Annotated in this window: 14 protein-coding genes; 7 read left to right on the top strand and 7 right to left on the bottom strand. The window is 65.1% G+C overall.

Annotation, left to right across the window (positions count from 1 at the left end; translation table 11 throughout):
* Positions 1-127 precede the first annotated feature (127 nt).
* The gene (locus SPMU_RS15025; protein WP_088334915.1) at positions 128-1,618 is read right to left on the bottom strand and encodes a replicative DNA helicase; all 1,491 of its coding nucleotides are present in this window, start codon (positions 1,616-1,618) and stop codon (positions 128-130) included.
* Positions 1,619-1,716: 98 nt separating this feature from the next.
* Between SPMU_RS15025 and SPMU_RS15020 the strand changes: the two genes are divergently transcribed.
* Genes SPMU_RS15020 through SPMU_RS15010 form a run of 3 tightly spaced genes read left to right on the top strand, consistent with a single transcriptional unit; the run spans position 1,717 to position 3,333 of the window.
* Positions 1,717-2,199 carry a UPF0262 family protein gene (locus SPMU_RS15020; RefSeq protein WP_088334913.1) on the top strand — a complete coding sequence of 161 codons (483 nt, stop codon included), beginning with the start codon at positions 1,717-1,719 and terminating at the stop codon, positions 2,197-2,199.
* A 7-nt stretch (positions 2,200-2,206) separates the two neighbouring features.
* Entirely contained in the window at positions 2,207-2,881 is a 675-nt protein-coding gene (locus SPMU_RS15015) for a GH25 family lysozyme (protein WP_169715735.1), read from the top strand.
* Positions 2,878-3,333: a cytidine deaminase gene (locus SPMU_RS15010; RefSeq protein WP_088334909.1), complete on the top strand. Its 456-nt coding sequence runs from the start codon at positions 2,878-2,880 to the stop codon at positions 3,331-3,333. The genes SPMU_RS15015 and SPMU_RS15010 overlap by 4 nt, the downstream gene beginning before the upstream one ends.
* Positions 3,334-3,575: 242 nt before the next feature.
* Here the strand turns inward: SPMU_RS15010 and SPMU_RS15005 are convergent, their stop codons facing one another.
* Positions 3,576-4,355: an SDR family oxidoreductase gene (locus SPMU_RS15005; protein ID WP_088334907.1), complete on the bottom strand. Its 780-nt coding sequence runs from the start codon at positions 4,353-4,355 to the stop codon at positions 3,576-3,578.
* Between the two features lie 129 nt (positions 4,356-4,484).
* Here SPMU_RS15005 and SPMU_RS15000 point away from each other — a divergent pair, with 129 nt between their 5' ends.
* The 3 genes from SPMU_RS15000 (at position 4,485) to SPMU_RS14990 (ending at position 8,095) form a co-directional block, all read left to right on the top strand.
* Positions 4,485-5,231, top strand: a complete 747-nt coding sequence (locus SPMU_RS15000; protein ID WP_088334905.1) for a helix-turn-helix transcriptional regulator — start codon at positions 4,485-4,487, stop codon at positions 5,229-5,231.
* A gap of 36 nt (positions 5,232-5,267) precedes the next feature.
* A complete protein-coding gene (locus SPMU_RS14995) occupies positions 5,268-6,473 on the top strand; it encodes an acyl-CoA dehydrogenase family protein (RefSeq protein ID WP_342746451.1) in 1,206 nt (401 codons plus the stop codon).
* Positions 6,474-6,622: 149 nt separating this feature from the next.
* Positions 6,623-8,095, top strand: a complete 1,473-nt coding sequence (locus SPMU_RS14990; RefSeq protein ID WP_088335139.1) for a porin — start codon at positions 6,623-6,625, stop codon at positions 8,093-8,095.
* A 52-nt stretch (positions 8,096-8,147) separates the two neighbouring features.
* Here SPMU_RS14990 and SPMU_RS14985 read toward each other — a convergent pair whose 3' ends face one another.
* The 4 genes from SPMU_RS14985 to SPMU_RS14970 form a co-directional block, all read right to left on the bottom strand.
* Positions 8,148-8,894 (bottom strand): acyl-CoA dehydrogenase family protein, encoded by a 747-nt coding sequence (locus SPMU_RS14985; RefSeq protein ID WP_088334902.1) that lies wholly within the window; start codon positions 8,892-8,894, stop codon positions 8,148-8,150.
* Positions 8,891-10,423 carry a fatty acid--CoA ligase gene (locus SPMU_RS14980; protein WP_088334900.1) on the bottom strand — a complete coding sequence of 511 codons (1,533 nt, stop codon included), beginning with the start codon at positions 10,421-10,423 and terminating at the stop codon, positions 8,891-8,893. The genes SPMU_RS14985 and SPMU_RS14980 overlap by 4 nt, the downstream gene beginning before the upstream one ends.
* Positions 10,424-10,447: 24 nt before the next feature.
* Positions 10,448-12,985, bottom strand: a complete 2,538-nt coding sequence (locus SPMU_RS14975; protein WP_245833386.1) for a TonB-dependent receptor — start codon at positions 12,983-12,985, stop codon at positions 10,448-10,450.
* A gap of 91 nt (positions 12,986-13,076) precedes the next feature.
* The gene (locus SPMU_RS14970; RefSeq protein ID WP_088334898.1) at positions 13,077-13,997 is read right to left on the bottom strand and encodes an oxygenase MpaB family protein; all 921 of its coding nucleotides are present in this window, start codon (positions 13,995-13,997) and stop codon (positions 13,077-13,079) included.
* Positions 13,998-14,163: 166 nt separating this feature from the next.
* On the opposite strand from SPMU_RS14970, the gene SPMU_RS14965 reads away from it, so the two are divergent.
* Positions 14,164-14,757: a CerR family C-terminal domain-containing protein gene (locus SPMU_RS14965; RefSeq protein ID WP_169715734.1), complete on the top strand. Its 594-nt coding sequence runs from the start codon at positions 14,164-14,166 to the stop codon at positions 14,755-14,757.
* Positions 14,758-14,818: 61 nt separating this feature from the next.
* On the opposite strand, the gene SPMU_RS14960 is transcribed toward SPMU_RS14965, so the two are convergent.
* Complete coding sequence (locus tag SPMU_RS14960; protein ID WP_088334893.1) at positions 14,819-15,622, bottom strand: SDR family NAD(P)-dependent oxidoreductase; 804 nt, start codon at positions 15,620-15,622, stop codon at positions 14,819-14,821.
* Positions 15,623-15,628: the final 6 nt, after the last annotated feature.

Here is a 15,628-nt window from a genome sequence, read left to right as displayed (position 1 = left end):
GACGGATCGTTAGTGGCGCGGTCACCTGCTACAATGAGCGCCATCGCCCGTGGCGCCATGGATCCCGGATCAAGTCCGGGATGACGCAGTGCGTGGCTAGGCCTCGCGATCACCGCGCAGGCAGCCCTCAATATCCCGCGTAATCGCTGAAGCGCGTTACTGACGGATCGAACTTCATCGTCACCTTGCCGGTGGCGCCGTGACGCTGCTTGGCGATGATCAGCTCGGCGAGGCCGAACACGCGCTCCATGTCGCTTGCCCATTGCGCGTGATCCTCGAAAATCTTGGCGGCGTCGCCTTCGGTGGGGCGCTTGGGCTCCTTCGCAGCGACGTAATAATCCTCGCGGAACACGAACCAGACCATGTCGGCGTCCTGCTCGATCGAGCCGGATTCGCGAAGATCCGAGAGCTGCGGGCGCTTGTCCTCGCGCTGCTCCACCGCACGGCTGAGCTGCGAGAGGGCGAGCACGGGCACGTGGAGGTCCTTGGCGAGTGTCTTCAGGCCGCGGCTGATTTCGGAGATTTCCTGCACGCGATTGCCGTCGCTGGCCTTGCCACTGCCTGAGAGGAGCTGGAGATAATCGACGATAACCAGGCCGATTTCATTGTTGTGACGGCGCTGGAGCCGGCGCACGCGGGTGTGCAACGCGCTGATCGACAGGCCGCCGGTGTCATCGATGAACAGGGGCAGCGTCTCGAGATCGGCGGCGGCGGCGGCGAGCTGGTGGAATTCCGCGCGGCTGATGTCGCCGCGGCGTAGCTTTTCCGAGGTGATGCGCGCCTGCTCCGCCAGGATACGCGTCGCCAGCTGGTCGGCGGACATTTCGAGGCTGAAGAACGCGACCTTCGCACCGATCGACTCGCTGGGCGCGATGCCCGCCTTCATGTCCATCATCCAGCGCTGCGCCGCGTTGAAGGCGATGTTTGTCGCCAGCGAGGTCTTGCCCATGCCCGGACGCCCGGCGAGGATCATCAAGTCCGAGCGGTGCATGCCGCCGATGCGCGCGTTGACGGTATCGAAGCCGGTGGTGATGCCCGATACCTTGCCGCCAGAGTTAAGCGCGGTTTCCGCCATCTTCAGCGCAACCTTGGTGGCCTGCGCGAAGCTCTTGATCGCATTCTCGGTCGTGCCGTCGGCGGCGACCTTGAACAATTCCTCTTCGGCCAGCTCGATCTGCGCGCGTGGGTTCACCTCCTCGGAGGTGTCCATTGCGCGGTCGACCAGGGTGCGACCGACGGTGACCAGCGAGCGGAGCATCGCAAGGTCGTAGATCTGCTGGGCGAACTGGCGCGCGCCGATGAGGCCGGCGCCTGAGCCGGTAAGCTGCGCGAGATACGCCGGACCGCCCAGCTCGCGCATCCCCTCGTCCGCGTCGAACATCGGGCGCAGCGTGACCGGGGTCGCCAGCATATCGTTGGAGCGCAGCGTCTTGATCGCGGCAAAGATGCGGCCGTGTACCGGCTCGAAGAAATGCGCGGGATCGAGCCGGTCGACGATATCGTCGGCGAGCCGATTGTCGATCATCATCGCGCCCAACAGCGCGGCTTCCGCCTCGACGTTGCGGGGCAGCTGAACGGGTTCGGCCGGGGCCGGTTGCGGGAATGCCAGAGTCGCCATGATTGGGGCCTTGTACCGCCCGCCGCGCCAAACGGGAACCGGCAGGGCTGTGGATTACGAGAATTGTCCCGGCGGGCTTTGGCCTCTATCGCAATTAGATGGCCGATCCGCGGATTATCGACATTGAACTGGACGAACGCACCATCCTGTGGCGCTCGGCCGATGTCGAGCAGGAGCGCCGAATTGCGATCTTCGACCTGATCGAAGGAAACCACTTCGCGCCGCAGCGGCAGCATCCGGACGGCTATGCCGGACCATATCGGCTGGCGCTTTCCGTCGAGGAAGGCCGGCTAATCATGCAGATCAAGCGTGAGGACGGGTCGCCATTGGAAGCGCTGATCCTGGGCATGGGTCGGTTCCGGCGGCCGATCCGCGATTATTTCGCGATCTGTGACAGCTACTTCCAGGCGATCCGGCAGGCGACTCCGCAGCAGATCGAGACGATCGACATGGCGCGCCGCGGCGTTCATAACGAGGCCGCCGAGCTGCTGATCGAGCGGCTCAAGGGCAAGATCGAGCTCGATTTCGACACCGCCCGACGGCTGTTCACGCTGATCTGCGTCCTCCATATCAAAGGCTGATTGTTACGTGTTTTCGGCGAGGCGTTTCCTCCTGATCATTGCCGTGCTCGCCGTGCTGGGCGCCTTTGCGTGGCGCGAGGCGGTGCGCTGGCGCCCGGCGAGCGAGACGTTCGCGGTGCAGGGCGTCGACGTTGGCGAAGCGAACGGCCCGGTGGAATGGAAGGTCGTGGCGGGCGCCGGTGCGGACTTCGCTTATGCCAACGCCACCTACGGCGCGCGCCGGCGGGACCGACGCTTTGAGGAAAACTGGCAGAACATGGCCGCCGCGGGCCTGCGGCGCGGCGCCGTTCACGTCTGGTCGCTGTGCGAGCCGGGCGTGGACCAGGCCAATGCATTCAACACGATGGTCCCGCGCGAGGACGATGCGCTGCCGGTGGTGATCGACTTCGATTACGCGGAAGGCTGCGGCACCCGGCCCGAGCGGCAGGCGCTGATCGATGACGTGAAGCACGCGGCGACGCTGATCGAGGCACATACAGGCAAGCCGGTGCTGCTGCGGGTGTCGCGCGCGTTCGAGGATGATTACGAACTGAGCGGCGCCGTGCCCCGCCCGATCTGGGCCACCGGCAATTTCTTCAAGCCCTACTATGCCGCGCGCCCGTGGCGCATGTGGCGGGCGAGCAACATCCACCGGATCGACGGGATCGTTGGGCCGGTGAACTGGAACGTGGCAGCATCATGAACGACGAGACGACCCGATTGATCGCCCTTGCCCGCACGGCGGCGGCCAACGCTCACGCGCCTTATTCCGGCTTCGGCGTGGGTGCGGCCGTGCTGCTGTCCGATGGATCGGTGGTGCATGGCGCCAATTTCGAGAATGCGAGCTACGGCCTTTCGCTCTGCGCCGAGACGGTGGCGCTGGCGACCGTCAACGCGCAGGGACGGCTGGCCGATGTGGTCGCGATCGGCGTGGTCGGCGGGATGATCCGCGACGGGGCGATCGCCGGCGAAGAGGTGGTGCGACCGTGCGGGCGGTGCCGGCAAGTGATCAACGAGGCGGCGCAGATCGGCGGACGCGACATCCGGGTGCATTGCGCCGGCGCGGAGGGCGAGGCGGTGACCAGCTATCTTCTGTCGCAGCTGCTTCCGGATGCCTTTGGGCCGGCGGATCTGGGGATCGGCGCGAAGAAGTAGGTCATTTGCCTCCCTCGGCGAAACGAGGGCTTCTGCGAAGATCATCCCAATCGCGTGCGTCACCCCGGCCTGTGCCGGGTCCAGGGTTCCGCACACCTACAGGCCTGAGGTTTGCGGAACCCTGGATGCCGGGACAAGCCCGGCATGACGAAGAGGGTCGCACGAAGGTTCCGATGGCGGCGGGCTGCGCGTTGAATCACGTGAGCCCACCCGTGGCCTGCGCGCCGCCGCTTCCCTTCGGATCAGCCGAGCGCGTTGGCGCTCGCATCACCCACGTCGTTGCCGCCATCCACGTTCAGGATCGTGCCGGTAACATATTTGGCGGCCGGGCTGGACAGCCATAGCGCCGCCTCTGCAACATCCGCCTTGGTGCCGTAATCGCGCAGCGCCAGCCGGTTCTTGATCTGCTGCTCGCGCGCCGGGTCGCCACCTAGGCGCTTCATGCCTTCGGTGTCGCCGATCGGACCGGGCGAAATGGCGTTCACGCGGATGCCGGCGGGGCCCCATTCGAGCGCGAGGCATTTGGTGACCATGTTGACGCCGGCCTTCGCGGCGCAAGCATGGATCTGGAACGCGGACGGATGCACCGCCTGCCCGGCCGTGATCGCGATCAGCGAGGCGCCTGGCTTGGTGAGGTGATCGAAGCTCGCGCGAAAAACGTTGAACGTGCCGAGCAGATCGATGTCCACGACCGTCTTGAAGGCATTCGCGGACAGCTTGACGGCCGGCGCCAGGAAGTTGCCGGCAGCGCCCGACACCAGCACGTCGACCGAGCCGAACTTGCCAGTCGCCTCGGCATAAGCGGCTTCCAGACCTTCATAGTCGCGCACGTCACACGAAATGCCGATCGCTTCGGCACCCGTTTCGCGAATGCCGGCAGCCGCGGCCTCTATCTTGTCCGCGCTGCGGCTCAGCACCGTCACCTTGGCGCCGGCACGCGCGAAACCGTGGGCGATTTCCAGATTGATCCCGCTTGATGCGCCAGCGACGAACACGTGCTTGCCTGCATAATCTGCGCTCATGCCTCTCCCTTTCGTACCATAACTATAGTTACGGCGTGTGGATGGCGCGATCTGGCGCACAAGGCAAGAGGCGGCCTTGTCGTGAGGTGGGGTGGCGGCTAGCGCTCCTTTCCGGGAGCGGGAGCACAGATGCAGTCTTTGGAGCGGGCAGCCCTGTCATGGGACGATGTGGACGCGCTGGCCGCTCAAGTGGTCGCAGCGGGTGCGCGCGCAAAGCTGCCCTTCGTGGCGGCCCAAAGCGACCTGGGCGATCCGTCGCCGATGGCCGATCGCTATGGGCGCGCTTATGCCGAGCGGATGCCATGGGTGGGATCGACATCCGAATATTGGCGCAACCGCAGCCTCGCATTGCGATCGACGTTCCTCCACGCGGCGCGCATCTTCGCCGAGCCGATCTGGTATGCCGACGGGCAGCTGGGATCGTGGCGCGCGACGAGTGCGCTGAGCGGGATCGATTGCTCGCACATCCAGGCAGAGTTCGGCTTCAGCGCTGCGCTGATCACGCCGGTTCACCTGTCAGGCGGACAGGTGGGCGCCGTCGTGTGGGTAGCCGTGGAGCCGATCGACATTGCCGCGATCTTCGCACGTCATGCCGAACCGATGTTCTCGCTCGCCTATCGGTTTCTCGCTGCGCATACCGAATTAACGACGCGCCGGGCACGAACGCCGCCAGGACAGCTGTCGGCGCGTGAGGCACAATGCGTGCGTTGGGCCGCAGCGGGGAAGACCAATGCGGAGATCGGCACGATCCTCTCGCTTTCGGTTTCGACGGTCCGGTTCCACCTGCGCAATGCCGCGGAGAAGCTGGGGGCGACGACGCGCGCGCGGATGATCCAGATCGCGACCGGGCACGGCTTCCTCGGGCCACACGCCTGAAGAGGGGCCTCTTCGGAAACCTGACAATAGCGTCAGGTGCGCCGCCCGGCGCCCAAGCGCACGGTGATCGACATGGAGAGCCTGAACAGCGCAGAAGCGCACGCCTTTCGTGAAGAGGTGCGCCAGTTCCTATCCGACAAGCTGACGCCCGAACTGCGTCGTGGCGCGCGGCGGGGGACGAGCGTGTTCCTCCACCCGGATATTGCCGACGCATGGCAACGCATCCTGCACGCGCAAGGCTGGGCCGCGCCCGACTGGCCGGTAGAATATGGCGGTACCGGCTGGAACGAGATCCAGCGCTACATCTGGGCAGAGGAATATGCCCGCGCGCATGCACCCGGCCTGTCGCCGATGGGGCTGAAGATGGTCGCGCCGGTGATCATGCATTACGGTTCGCCCGAGCAGAAAGCGACGCTGCTGCCGCGCATCCTGTCGGGCGAGGATCGCTGGTGCCAGGGCTATTCCGAGCCTGGCTCGGGATCGGACCTCGCCTCGCTCAAGCTGCGGGCAGTGCGCGAGCCTGCCCTCGGGGAGGCGGGGGGCGATCATTATGTGCTGAACGGCTCCAAGATCTGGACCACGCATGCGCATTTCGCCAATCGCATGTTCTGCCTTGTGCGCACCAGCACCGAGGGACGACCGCAGACCGGCATCACCTTCCTGTTGCTGGAGATGAACACGCCGGGGATCACCGTGTCGCCGATCCACACGCTGGCGGGCGAGCATGAATTCAATCAGGTGTTCTTCGACGATGTCCGCGTGCCCGTGAGCGGCCGGCTGGGCGAGGAGAATGACGGCTGGACGGTCGCCAAGCATCTGCTGACGTTCGAGCGCGGTGGCCGGTACGCGCCCGGCCTGGCGGCCTCGCTCGACATGGTGCGGGAGGCCGCCGACGCGACCGGGTGGCTGGCGCATGAGGGCAATCGCGAGCGGCTGGCGCGCGAGGCGATCGCGATTGATGCGCTTCGCGCGATCGAACTCGCCAGCCTGGAAGGCGGCGGGCCGAGCGATGCCGTGCGACCGTCGATGCTGAAGGTGCTGGGCACCGAAGCCTCGCAGCGGATCGATCTACTCGCGCTGGAGATCGCGGCCGAATGGGAGGGGTCGCTGGACAATGCGCCCGATGCGATCGCCGTGGCGATGCCCAAATATCTGAACAACCGGGCTGCCAGCATCTATGCCGGCTCCAACGAGATCCAGCGTGATCTGATTGCCCGCGTGGTGGTCGACCAGGCGGCTTAGCGCCGACGCGCTCCAGACCTCCAGACACGCGGCCCGGCGGGCCCACCACGCTGATTTGCGTGCTGCGGCAATCGGGCATAGGGCCGTGCCTCTTGGGAGCAGCAGAGGTTGCGGCGCGGCTTCGCGCCGCGTGCGTTGAGGATCGGATGATGCGGCACCGCCTGCGGATCGCGGCCATGATGCTGGGCACAGCGGCGCTGCCCATCCCGGCGCAGGGCCAGACGGTGCAGGAGCTTCAGCAGCAAATCGACGAGCTGAAAGCGCAGCTGCGCGAGTTGATTGCGCTGCAGAAAGCCAGTTCGGCCAGTGCCCGTGCCACTGAAACGGCCGCTAACCCGGCTGCCCCTGATGCATTAACGGTAGACCGCTCCCCTACTCCATCGGTGCAGAGCGCAGATGTCGGGGCGGCAGCGCCTGCCGCCACACCGTCGCCGTCTGTCGCCGTGGCGGCTACCGGCCGCGCCAAGAAGCGCCCCTGGTTCACGCAAATTGGCCTGCGCGGCTATACCCAGCTTCGGCTCAACGAGATCATCTCGGGCGATGCAACCGCACCCGCCGGGCAATCACGGTTGCGATCACCCGGCGACAGCGGCATCACCGATCAAGGCAATTTCACCTTCCGGCGGATCCGGCTGGTCTTCTCCGGAAACGTCACCGATGACGTTGCCTTCTACTTCCAGCCGGACTTCGCGAGCGCGGTCAGCAATCAGTCCGGCGGCGAGCGCCGCGAGGGCTTTGCACAATTGCGCGACGCCTATGTGGATTGGTTTCCCGACCGCGACCGGCGGTTTCGCCTGCGCTTCGGCCAATCCAAGGTGCCGTTCGGCTGGGAGAACATGCAATCTTCCTCCAGCCGACTGACGCTTGATCGCTCGGACGGGATCAACAGCGCCATTCCCTCCGAGCGGGATGTCGGGATCGTTGGCTATTACACTCCGCAGGCCGTGCAGCAGGTCTGGGATCGACTGGCGGATGACGGGCAAAAGCTGTTTGGCAATTATGGTGCTTTTGGCCTCGGCGTCTTCAACGGCCAGGGCGTCAATCGTCCCGAGCGCAACAACGGCCTGATGACCGTCGCGATGGGCACGTGGCCGTTCGAACTGGATGGACTGGGCAGCGCATTCCGCGGGCAAGTGCTGGAGCTTGGCGGCGCGGTGATGCGCAACCGCGTTCGGCCGGAGGTGCGGACCGGCGGTGTCAGCATCGAGAGCTTTCCCGATGATCGCGTGGGCATTCATGCGATCCTCTATCCTCAGCCGTTCGGCGTACAGGCGGAATGGAACTGGGGCCGCGGCCCGGAATATGATCCGCTGACGGGAGCGATCGAAACACGTGGGCTCAGCGGCGGCTATGTGCAGGGGATGGCACGGGTGAGAAGCGGCCCGCTTGGCCCCTTCATGCCCTATGTACGCTGGCAGCGGTATCGCGGCGGGTGGAAGGCGATTACCAACGCGCCTCGGCTAGCAACGGACGAGTGGGAGATCGGCGTGGAATTTCAGCCGATCGAGCCGCTGGAGTTGACGATCGCTTATGCCGACATGACGCGGCGCGAGGCCGACGAACGACTGATCGGCCGAGCGGAGGGCCATCTGATCCGCACGCAATTGCAGTGGAATTATTGAGCAATGCTCCCGGTCCGGCCGACCTGAAGCATGCCGGCCGGTGACCCAAAGGCTACGCCGCGTACCGGCGCAGGTGCGCCCGCGCGGTGCCGTCGCCCTGGGCCAGCGTGCGGGCACGGCGGAAGTAGCCGCCGAGGCGCAGCTCTGCCGTGAGGCCCATCGCACCGTGGATCTGCACGGCGCCCTCGCCCACCTGGCGCGCGGCGTCGTCGCACACCACCCGCGCGGCAGAGACGGCGCGTGGGCGCGCGGCCTCATCCCCGTCGCACGCCGTGATCGCAATGTCGGTGATCGCGTCCGCCTGCTCCAGGAGCATCGCCATGTCGGCCATGCGGTGGCGCAGCGCCTGAAAGGAGCCGATCGCCACGCCGAACTGCTTGCGTTCCTTAGAGAACAAAGCAGCGTCGCGCAGCATGGTGCGGCTGAGCCCGACGATTTCCGCACAATGCAGCACCGTCAGCGCGTCCTCGGCCCACTCGCGCTCCACGGTACTCGTGGCCAGCGCCAGCACGGCTGCGGGCGCATCGGCGCGCGGCCCCGCATCGCCCCGCGCGCCAAGCCGGGCCGCCACCCAATGTTCGGCCCAAGGCAGCACGACATTCGCCCGGCCGAGCGCCGCGGCGACAACGGCCGCGTCGCGCAAATCGGTGCCGAGCCCCTCTTCCTCTGCCGGAACCCCGAGCGCGCCCAGGCCACTAGTCTCCACTGCGATGGCCCAATCCGCGCCAGCACCGGGCAACGACGCGTCGAGCGACTCGGCCAGCATCCGCTGCTCGTCGGTTCGTGCAAAAGCGGTCAATTTACTCTCCGTTCGTGTCCTGCCCAGAAGGGCTCGCGCAAGGTGCGCCGCAAGATCTTGCCCGAAGGGTTGCGCGGCAGCGCGTCGATGAACTCGACGCTCTTCGGACACTTGAAACCAGCGATCCGCTCACGGGCATGGGTGATGATCGCGGCTTCGTCGCACGAAGCGCCGGACTTCAGCACCACCATGGCCTTCACCGCCTCGCCCCATTTTGGGTCGGGCACGCCGATCACGGCGACGTCTGCCACCGCGGGATGACTATAGATCGCGCTTTCCACCTCCGCCGGATAGACGTTCTCGGCACCGCTGATGATCATGTCCTTGATGCGATCCTGAATGAAGAGATAGCCTTCCTCGTCCAGGATGCCGGCATCGCCGGTGCGCAGCCACCCGTCGCCGATCAGCGCCTTTGCCGTTTCCTCCGGCTTGTTCCAGTAACCGCGCGTGTTGTTGGGGCTGCGGATCGCCACCTCGCCGATCTGGCCGTGCGGCAGTTCGTTGCCATTCTCATCAATGATCTTGAGCTCGACGCCGGGTAGCGCCTTGCCCGCCGCCGTCATCTTGTGCTCGCGGCCCGGCATATGATCTTCGGGGGGCATCGCGACGATCGAACCCCATGTCTCCGTCATGCCATAGACCTGCACGAAGCCGCAGCCGATCCGCTCCACCGCCTGCTGCAGCAGCGGCAACGGGATCGGACTAGCGCCGTAGGACAGCGTCTCGATGGAGGAGAAGTCGGCCGTTGCTGCCTTGGGATGCTGGAGCATCAGGCCGATCGCGGCGGGCACCAGGAACAAGCGCCGCACCTTGTGCGCGGCGATCGCGTCCATGAGGTCGCCGGCATCATATTCGGCGTGGATGATCAGCTCCTGGCCGCTGTTCACCGCGCCAAGCGCAACGCCGACGCCCCCAATGTGGCCATATGGCATGGCGATGATGGTGGCGTCGCCGGGATCGGCGAGCAGCCATTCAATCTTTGCGTCGATCTGGTTCTGGCGCTGGCGAATGCCGTTCGCGTGACTAAGCATCACACCCTTGGGCGCGCCCGTCGTTCCAGACGTGTAGAGCTTAAGGACAACATCGTCCTCCGTCACCGATACCGGCGGCGGCGTATCGCTTTGCCGATCGCGCCACCGCGCGAAAGCTTCGTCCATGACGACGACCTGCGCGGCGGCGAACGAACGCTCGAACGCCGGCTCAACGAACAGCACGGCAGCGGCGGAATCGCTGAGGATACCGTCCACCTCCGCGGGAGCGAGGCGCCAGATGACCGGCACCAGCACCATGCCAGCGCGTGCAGTGCCGAGCGCCAGTTCCACTGCCCAGTCACTGTTCTTGCCGAGATAGGCGACCCGATCACCCTTCTTCATGCCCATCGCCAGGAGGCCGTTGGCAATCTGAGTCACGTGACGATCGAAGGTCGCATAATCGGTGACCCGATCCTCGAACCGAAGCGCCACCTGGTGCGGCCGTTCCGCCGCATGCCGGAACAGCGCTTCGCCAAAGGTCGTCGGCAAGTCAGTCATGCTGGTATCCGCTCCTCTTCGTCGTCAGAACCGGAAGGTCGCAGTGGCGCCATAGGTGCGCACCTGTCCGGGGAAGCGAACCACGATGTTCGCGTTGCTGGCGACGGCATTCCAGTAATATTCGTTGAACAGGTTGCGCCCCCAGACATTCAGCGCCCAACTTTCGTCCGCGGCCTTCACGCCAAGGCCGGCGTTCACCACCGTATAGGGTTTGATGTCGTATAGCGGGAATACTTCAAAGATCGTCGTCTGGCGCGATTGCCAGCGCACGTTGGCGTTGGCCGTGAGGCTGAGTGCATCATTGACCGGCTGATCAAAGAGCGCCGTGCCCGACAGCGTCCATTCCGGGCTATAGATGAAGCGTGCACCGTCGAAATTCTGCGGCCGACCGGCAGCATTGGTGCCGACATAACCGTTGATCCGCGTCTTCAGCCAAAGCGCGTTTGCCATCAGCGTCAGCGGACGCGCCGGGCGGACGGTTAGTTCACCTTCCACACCATAAGCTTCGGACTTCGGGATATTGTCCAGCCGGGCCAGCGCGACATAGATCGGATCAGCGAAATATGCGCTGATCTGCTTGTCCTTGTAATCATAATAGAAGCCGGCGACGTTCAGCTGTACCTTGCGATCCAGCAGGCCGAGCTTCGCGCCGATTTCATACGCGGTCAGCTGTTCCTGGCGCGCCGGCAGGTTTTGTGCCGCGTTGCTGGCCGCGTTGATCGGCGACGTGCCCGATTTGTAGCCGCGCGAGATCGACGCGTAGATCAGCGTCGTCGAATTGGGCGTGATGTCCAGCGAACCGCGCCAGGCGAAATTGTCCTCGGCAAGCCGCGAGTTGACCACGCCGAAGCTGTTCGTGGCTGGATTGAAGGTGTTGCAATCGTTCGGCCCGATCGGCGCGGCAAGCGGCCCGGTGGGGTTGAACAGCTGCTGGTACAGGCCGCGATTGAACAGGTTGATGTTGGTCTGCATGCTTCCGTTGAAGTCACGCGAGCAGCCGGTGAAGCGCTGGACATCCTTTGTGTAACGCGCGCCCAGCGTCAGCTTTAGCAGATCCGAGAATGCGTAGTCGCCGTTGGCGAAGACGCTCCACGTCCGCGTGTCGAATGCGCCCTCGTCGCGATAGGTGCGGAAGGTAGTGGCAGCGTCGGCCAGCGTGTAGCCAAAGGTGTTGATCGGCGAATTGATGAGCTGCGCGGTTGCAAAGCGGAGCAGTGCCGAGTTCGCGTTCTGACCCAGCAGCGTCCGATTAGTGTCGGCGATCGTGTCCTTGGCGTAATAGCCACCGACCAGCCAGTTATAGCCCGGCCCGTCGCCTTCGACCCGCAGTTCCTGCGCGAAGCTCTTGATCTTGCCCGCGGCTTCCTGGATCAGCACTTCGTTGGGGATGCCGGACCAGTCGAACGTCGCGCGGCGCCGGTATTCGTTATAGCCGGTCAGCGATACGGCCCGAACGTTATCCGCCAGGTCGAGCTGGATACGTCCCTTCAGCCCCAAGAAGTGATTGTTCTCGGCAAGCGGATCCTTGAGCCCTGCACCGCGGCCGATGTCCGCCGAGCGGCCCGCATAAGGCGCCCAATCGGCCTGGCTGCCGCTCGTCGGGCGGTTTGCCGCAATGTAGGCCGCGGCGCCGGGCGCGTTGAAGTTGCTCGACGCGCCGCCCGAGCCAGGCGTCGTCGCCGGCGTGAAACCGATCGCCTGCCCGGCGACCGTATCGGACTTGTTGACCCAATAGGTGGCGGAAAGATCAATCTCGAACGGCCCCGGCTGAAGCGCGAGCGAGCCGCGAAGACCATAACGCTTCACGCGGCCGAGGCGCTCGTTCGGGCGGCTGTTGCTGATCTGCCAGCCATCGTTGCTGAGATCGACGCGATAGCCGATGCGGGCCTGGATCCCCTCTGCAATCGGGCCGGTGACATAGCCGCCGACGTTGAACGTCTCGTAATTGCCGATGTCGACGCTCATCGCGCCAGAGGCATCTTCGCTCGGCTTGCCCGTCACGAAGTTGATGAGGCCTGCGGTGGTGTTGCGGCCATAGAGCGTGCCTTGCGGCCCCTTCAGTACTTCGACGCGCTCGATATCGATCAACGGGCCGGTGTTCATGATGGGATAGGCGTAGGAGACCTCATCGACATAGGTGCCGACAGTCGACTGCGCGGACAGGTTGATCGAATTGAAGCCGATGCCGCGCAGCGTGTACGTCGGCACGCCCTGATAGCTTTGCGCAACGGTGAAGCTGGGCACGACGGCGGCAAGATCGCGCACGTTCTGGACGCGCAGCTCCTGCAGCGTTTCGGATTCCAGTGCCTGCACGGAAATGCCGACCCGGTTGATCGACTCCGCGCGGCGCTGCGCGGTGACAACGATCTCGCCAAGCGCTGCGTCGTCGCGCGCTGTCTGCTGGGCCGGCGCGGCGGCGGTGCCTGCCGCTGTCGGTTCCGCAACCGGAGCATCGACCTGACCAGCAACAGCATCCTGCGCGTGAGCCGTGCCGGCGATCACAACCGCAAGCAAGCTTGCGCCGACTTTGAGCCCGACACGCATACGACCGATCTTGGCCATAAGTCCCCTCCGATTTGTTTGCACAGCACCCTGCTTGGGTGTCTTGATTGCGCTTCCTCTAGCAGCGCGGGTCAGGCGCGCTCCCTGACACCTATGTCAGGCTCGCGGTTTGCACCGCGCGCAGCTTCGCGCTGCTGCCCAGAAGGCGCCGCTGCTTGGCCGGCGACAGCCACGCGAATTCGCCGGGCAGGCCGAGGCGCTGCGCCGCCTGCCACGCGGGCGAATGACGCGTCCGCACCTTGTCGGCCAGCTTGCCCGCGGTGCGCAGCAGCAGCTTGTCCGTGACCGTGAGGTCGAATTCCGCGCCAAGCTCAAGCCGCTGACGAACGGCGTCCGGCAGCAGCGATATGGCGGCACGAGCGAGCGCCCGGTGGAGGACTTTCGGCACCGCGGGCGCCGCCTTGCCGGACTGAATGATCGCCAGGAACTCGAGATTGATGGGGTGCGGCTCGAATCGAGGAAGCAGCGCATCGAGCATGGCGAAGAAGTCGGCGTCGCTCGTCAGCGGATTTTCCACGCCGTAAAGCCGCGCAATCGGCTCGCCATCGCGATAGTATGCGCGCCGATTCTCTTCGCTGACTGGCGCCACGAAGCGATGATACGCCTCGAGAAAGCCGTAGGTGGCGGTCGCGCTCACCCAGTCGAGCAGCTCGGGATCAAGCGCGCGATATGCCTCGCCGCTTGGTGTCTCGCCTACCACCTTGCGATGCATGCGATTGACGCCGCCGATGATGCGCCGGGCCGCGCTGGCCGGCCCGAAAACCCCCGCCATGGCCGCGATGCCGGTGCGTTTCGACCGCCCGATCGGATCGAGCTTATAGGTCGAATGATCCCAGACGCCCGATCGGATCCGGGCGTCGGCAAATTCCAGCAGAACCGCCGCCACGCCGCCGATCGCGATGGCGATCGGGTTCTTGAACACGCGCCATTGCGGCGAAGACGGTGGGGCCAGCCCGGGCTCTCCGACGGGGCGGAGATAGTCGACCTGATATCCCTTGAACTCTGCGGACATCGCACCCTCTCCAATTCCGATCGATTGATAGGAGTTGGTGTATGCGGGCCTAGACTGTTCCGCAAGTTCCCAGTCTTCTATGCGCCGGGCGGTGACGGATGGATCGCCCCCTCAGAAAAGCAACGCGCGCGGGCCGTATCGCAGCAGTGCCGAAACGCGGCAGCGGTTGATCGACGCCGCGCTGTCGCTGTTCGGGGGCAACGGCTTCGAAGCGACAAGTACGCGGGACATCGCGGCGCGCACGGGAGTGGCGCTGCCGGCCATTGCCTATCATTTCGGCGGCAAGGAGGGATTGTACCGAGCCTGCGCCGAGCACGTCGTGGAACGGTACCGCGAAAGGATGCGCGCCGGCGTGGGCACCGGCAACCTGCAGATGCCGGACACGCCGGATGCTGCGCGCGCCCTGCTTCGCCAGGTGACGGAGATGCTGGGTGCCATGCTGCTCGACAGCGAGCAGAGCGACGCGTGGCTGACGTTTATGATCCGCGAGATGAACAATGCCGGCCCGGCACACGATCTGCTCTACCGTGATCTATGGGAGCCAGGCCTCGCCCTCGTCGCCACGCTTGTCGCGGCGGCACGCGGACGGGCCGCCGCGCAGGGCGAGGACAAACTGGAAGCGCTTATGCTGTTATCCAGCTTCAGCGCCTTCAGCACATCACGCCGCGTGGCGCTTGATTTCGGCGGCTGGCAGTCGATCGACCAGCCACTGGTCTCCGCCATGCTGGCGCGGCTGGAGGAGCGTATCAACGCCCTTTGAACACGCGATGGGTCTTGGGAGCGCCCGCCCCCGCTACCGGGAGCGAGCGTCCTCGCCTCAGCTATTTCTCGACTTCGCCGGACTCTTCTTTACCTGAGCCGGGCTCGGCCATGCCACGGTGCAGCTGCGCCAGCACCGCCTGCGGCACGACGCCGGACGCGAGCACCTGAAGCTTGTTGGCAAGCCCGGAGACGATGTGCCCCTTGCCTGCCATCAACGCGTCCCACCCATCCTGAGCGACCTTTTCGGGATCGGCCTTCTTGCTCTGCCCGACAGACGTGTCGAGCATGTCGGCGCGCGCGAAGAACTCGGTTTCCGTTGCCCCCGGCATCAGGGTAGTCAACGTGACGCCATCCACGTCCTTCAACTCGTTGCGAAGCGCTTCGGTGAAATTGTCGATGAATGCTTTTGTGGCATTGTAGATCGCATTGAAGCTGCCTGGGATGTAGCCGACGATCGAACCGGTCACGAGCACCTTGCCCGCATTACGCGCCACCATGCCCTTCAGGGCCTTTTGCAACAGATAAACCGTGCCGGTGACATTCGTGTCGATCGAGTGCCGCCAGTCGGCAACGCTTTCGTCGAGAAAGGGGCCGCCCTTGCTGATCGCGGCATTCGCGCACACCAGGTCGAGCGGGCGATCACCTGCCGCCGCCAGCAGCCGGTCAACACCGTCGATCGTGGAAAGATCGGCCTCCAGCGGCTGAACATTCGTGCCGAACTGCTCGAGGTCGCGCGCTGCCGCTTCGATCAACTGCTCGTCCGCCACGACGATGAGATCATATCCCTCGCGCGCCGCAATGGTTGCTAATTCAAAGCCGATGCCAGTGGACGCGCCGGTTACGATGCCGAATTTGTTAGCCATCTGGCT

Origin of the sequence: Sphingomonas mucosissima, from assembly GCF_002197665.1 — a bacterium.
GTDB lineage: Bacteria > Pseudomonadota > Alphaproteobacteria > Sphingomonadales > Sphingomonadaceae > Sphingomonas > Sphingomonas mucosissima.
Note: the sequence above shows the minus strand (reverse complement) of the source record. Positions and strands in the feature narration are given on the sequence as shown.

Excerpts from the sequence above, each read along its gene's own strand:
- SPMU_RS15025 (WP_088334915.1), bottom strand. The coding sequence starts at position 1,618 with ATGGCGACTCTGGCATTCCCGCAACCGGCCCCGGCCGAACCCGTTCAG.
- SPMU_RS15020 (WP_088334913.1), top strand. The coding sequence starts at position 1,717 with ATGGCCGATCCGCGGATTATCGACATTGAACTGGACGAACGCACCATC.
- SPMU_RS15010 (WP_088334909.1), top strand. The coding sequence starts at position 2,878 with ATGAACGACGAGACGACCCGATTGATCGCCCTTGCCCGCACGGCGGCG.
- SPMU_RS15005 (WP_088334907.1), bottom strand. The coding sequence starts at position 4,355 with ATGAGCGCAGATTATGCAGGCAAGCACGTGTTCGTCGCTGGCGCATCA.
- SPMU_RS15000 (WP_088334905.1), top strand. The coding sequence starts at position 4,485 with ATGCAGTCTTTGGAGCGGGCAGCCCTGTCATGGGACGATGTGGACGCG.
- SPMU_RS14990 (WP_088335139.1), top strand. The coding sequence starts at position 6,623 with ATGCGGCACCGCCTGCGGATCGCGGCCATGATGCTGGGCACAGCGGCG.
- SPMU_RS14980 (WP_088334900.1), bottom strand. The coding sequence starts at position 10,423 with ATGACTGACTTGCCGACGACCTTTGGCGAAGCGCTGTTCCGGCATGCG.
- SPMU_RS14975 (WP_245833386.1), bottom strand. The coding sequence starts at position 12,985 with ATGGCCAAGATCGGTCGTATGCGTGTCGGGCTCAAAGTCGGCGCAAGC.
- SPMU_RS14970 (WP_088334898.1), bottom strand. The coding sequence starts at position 13,997 with ATGTCCGCAGAGTTCAAGGGATATCAGGTCGACTATCTCCGCCCCGTC.
- SPMU_RS14960 (WP_088334893.1), bottom strand. The coding sequence starts at position 15,622 with ATGGCTAACAAATTCGGCATCGTAACCGGCGCGTCCACTGGCATCGGC.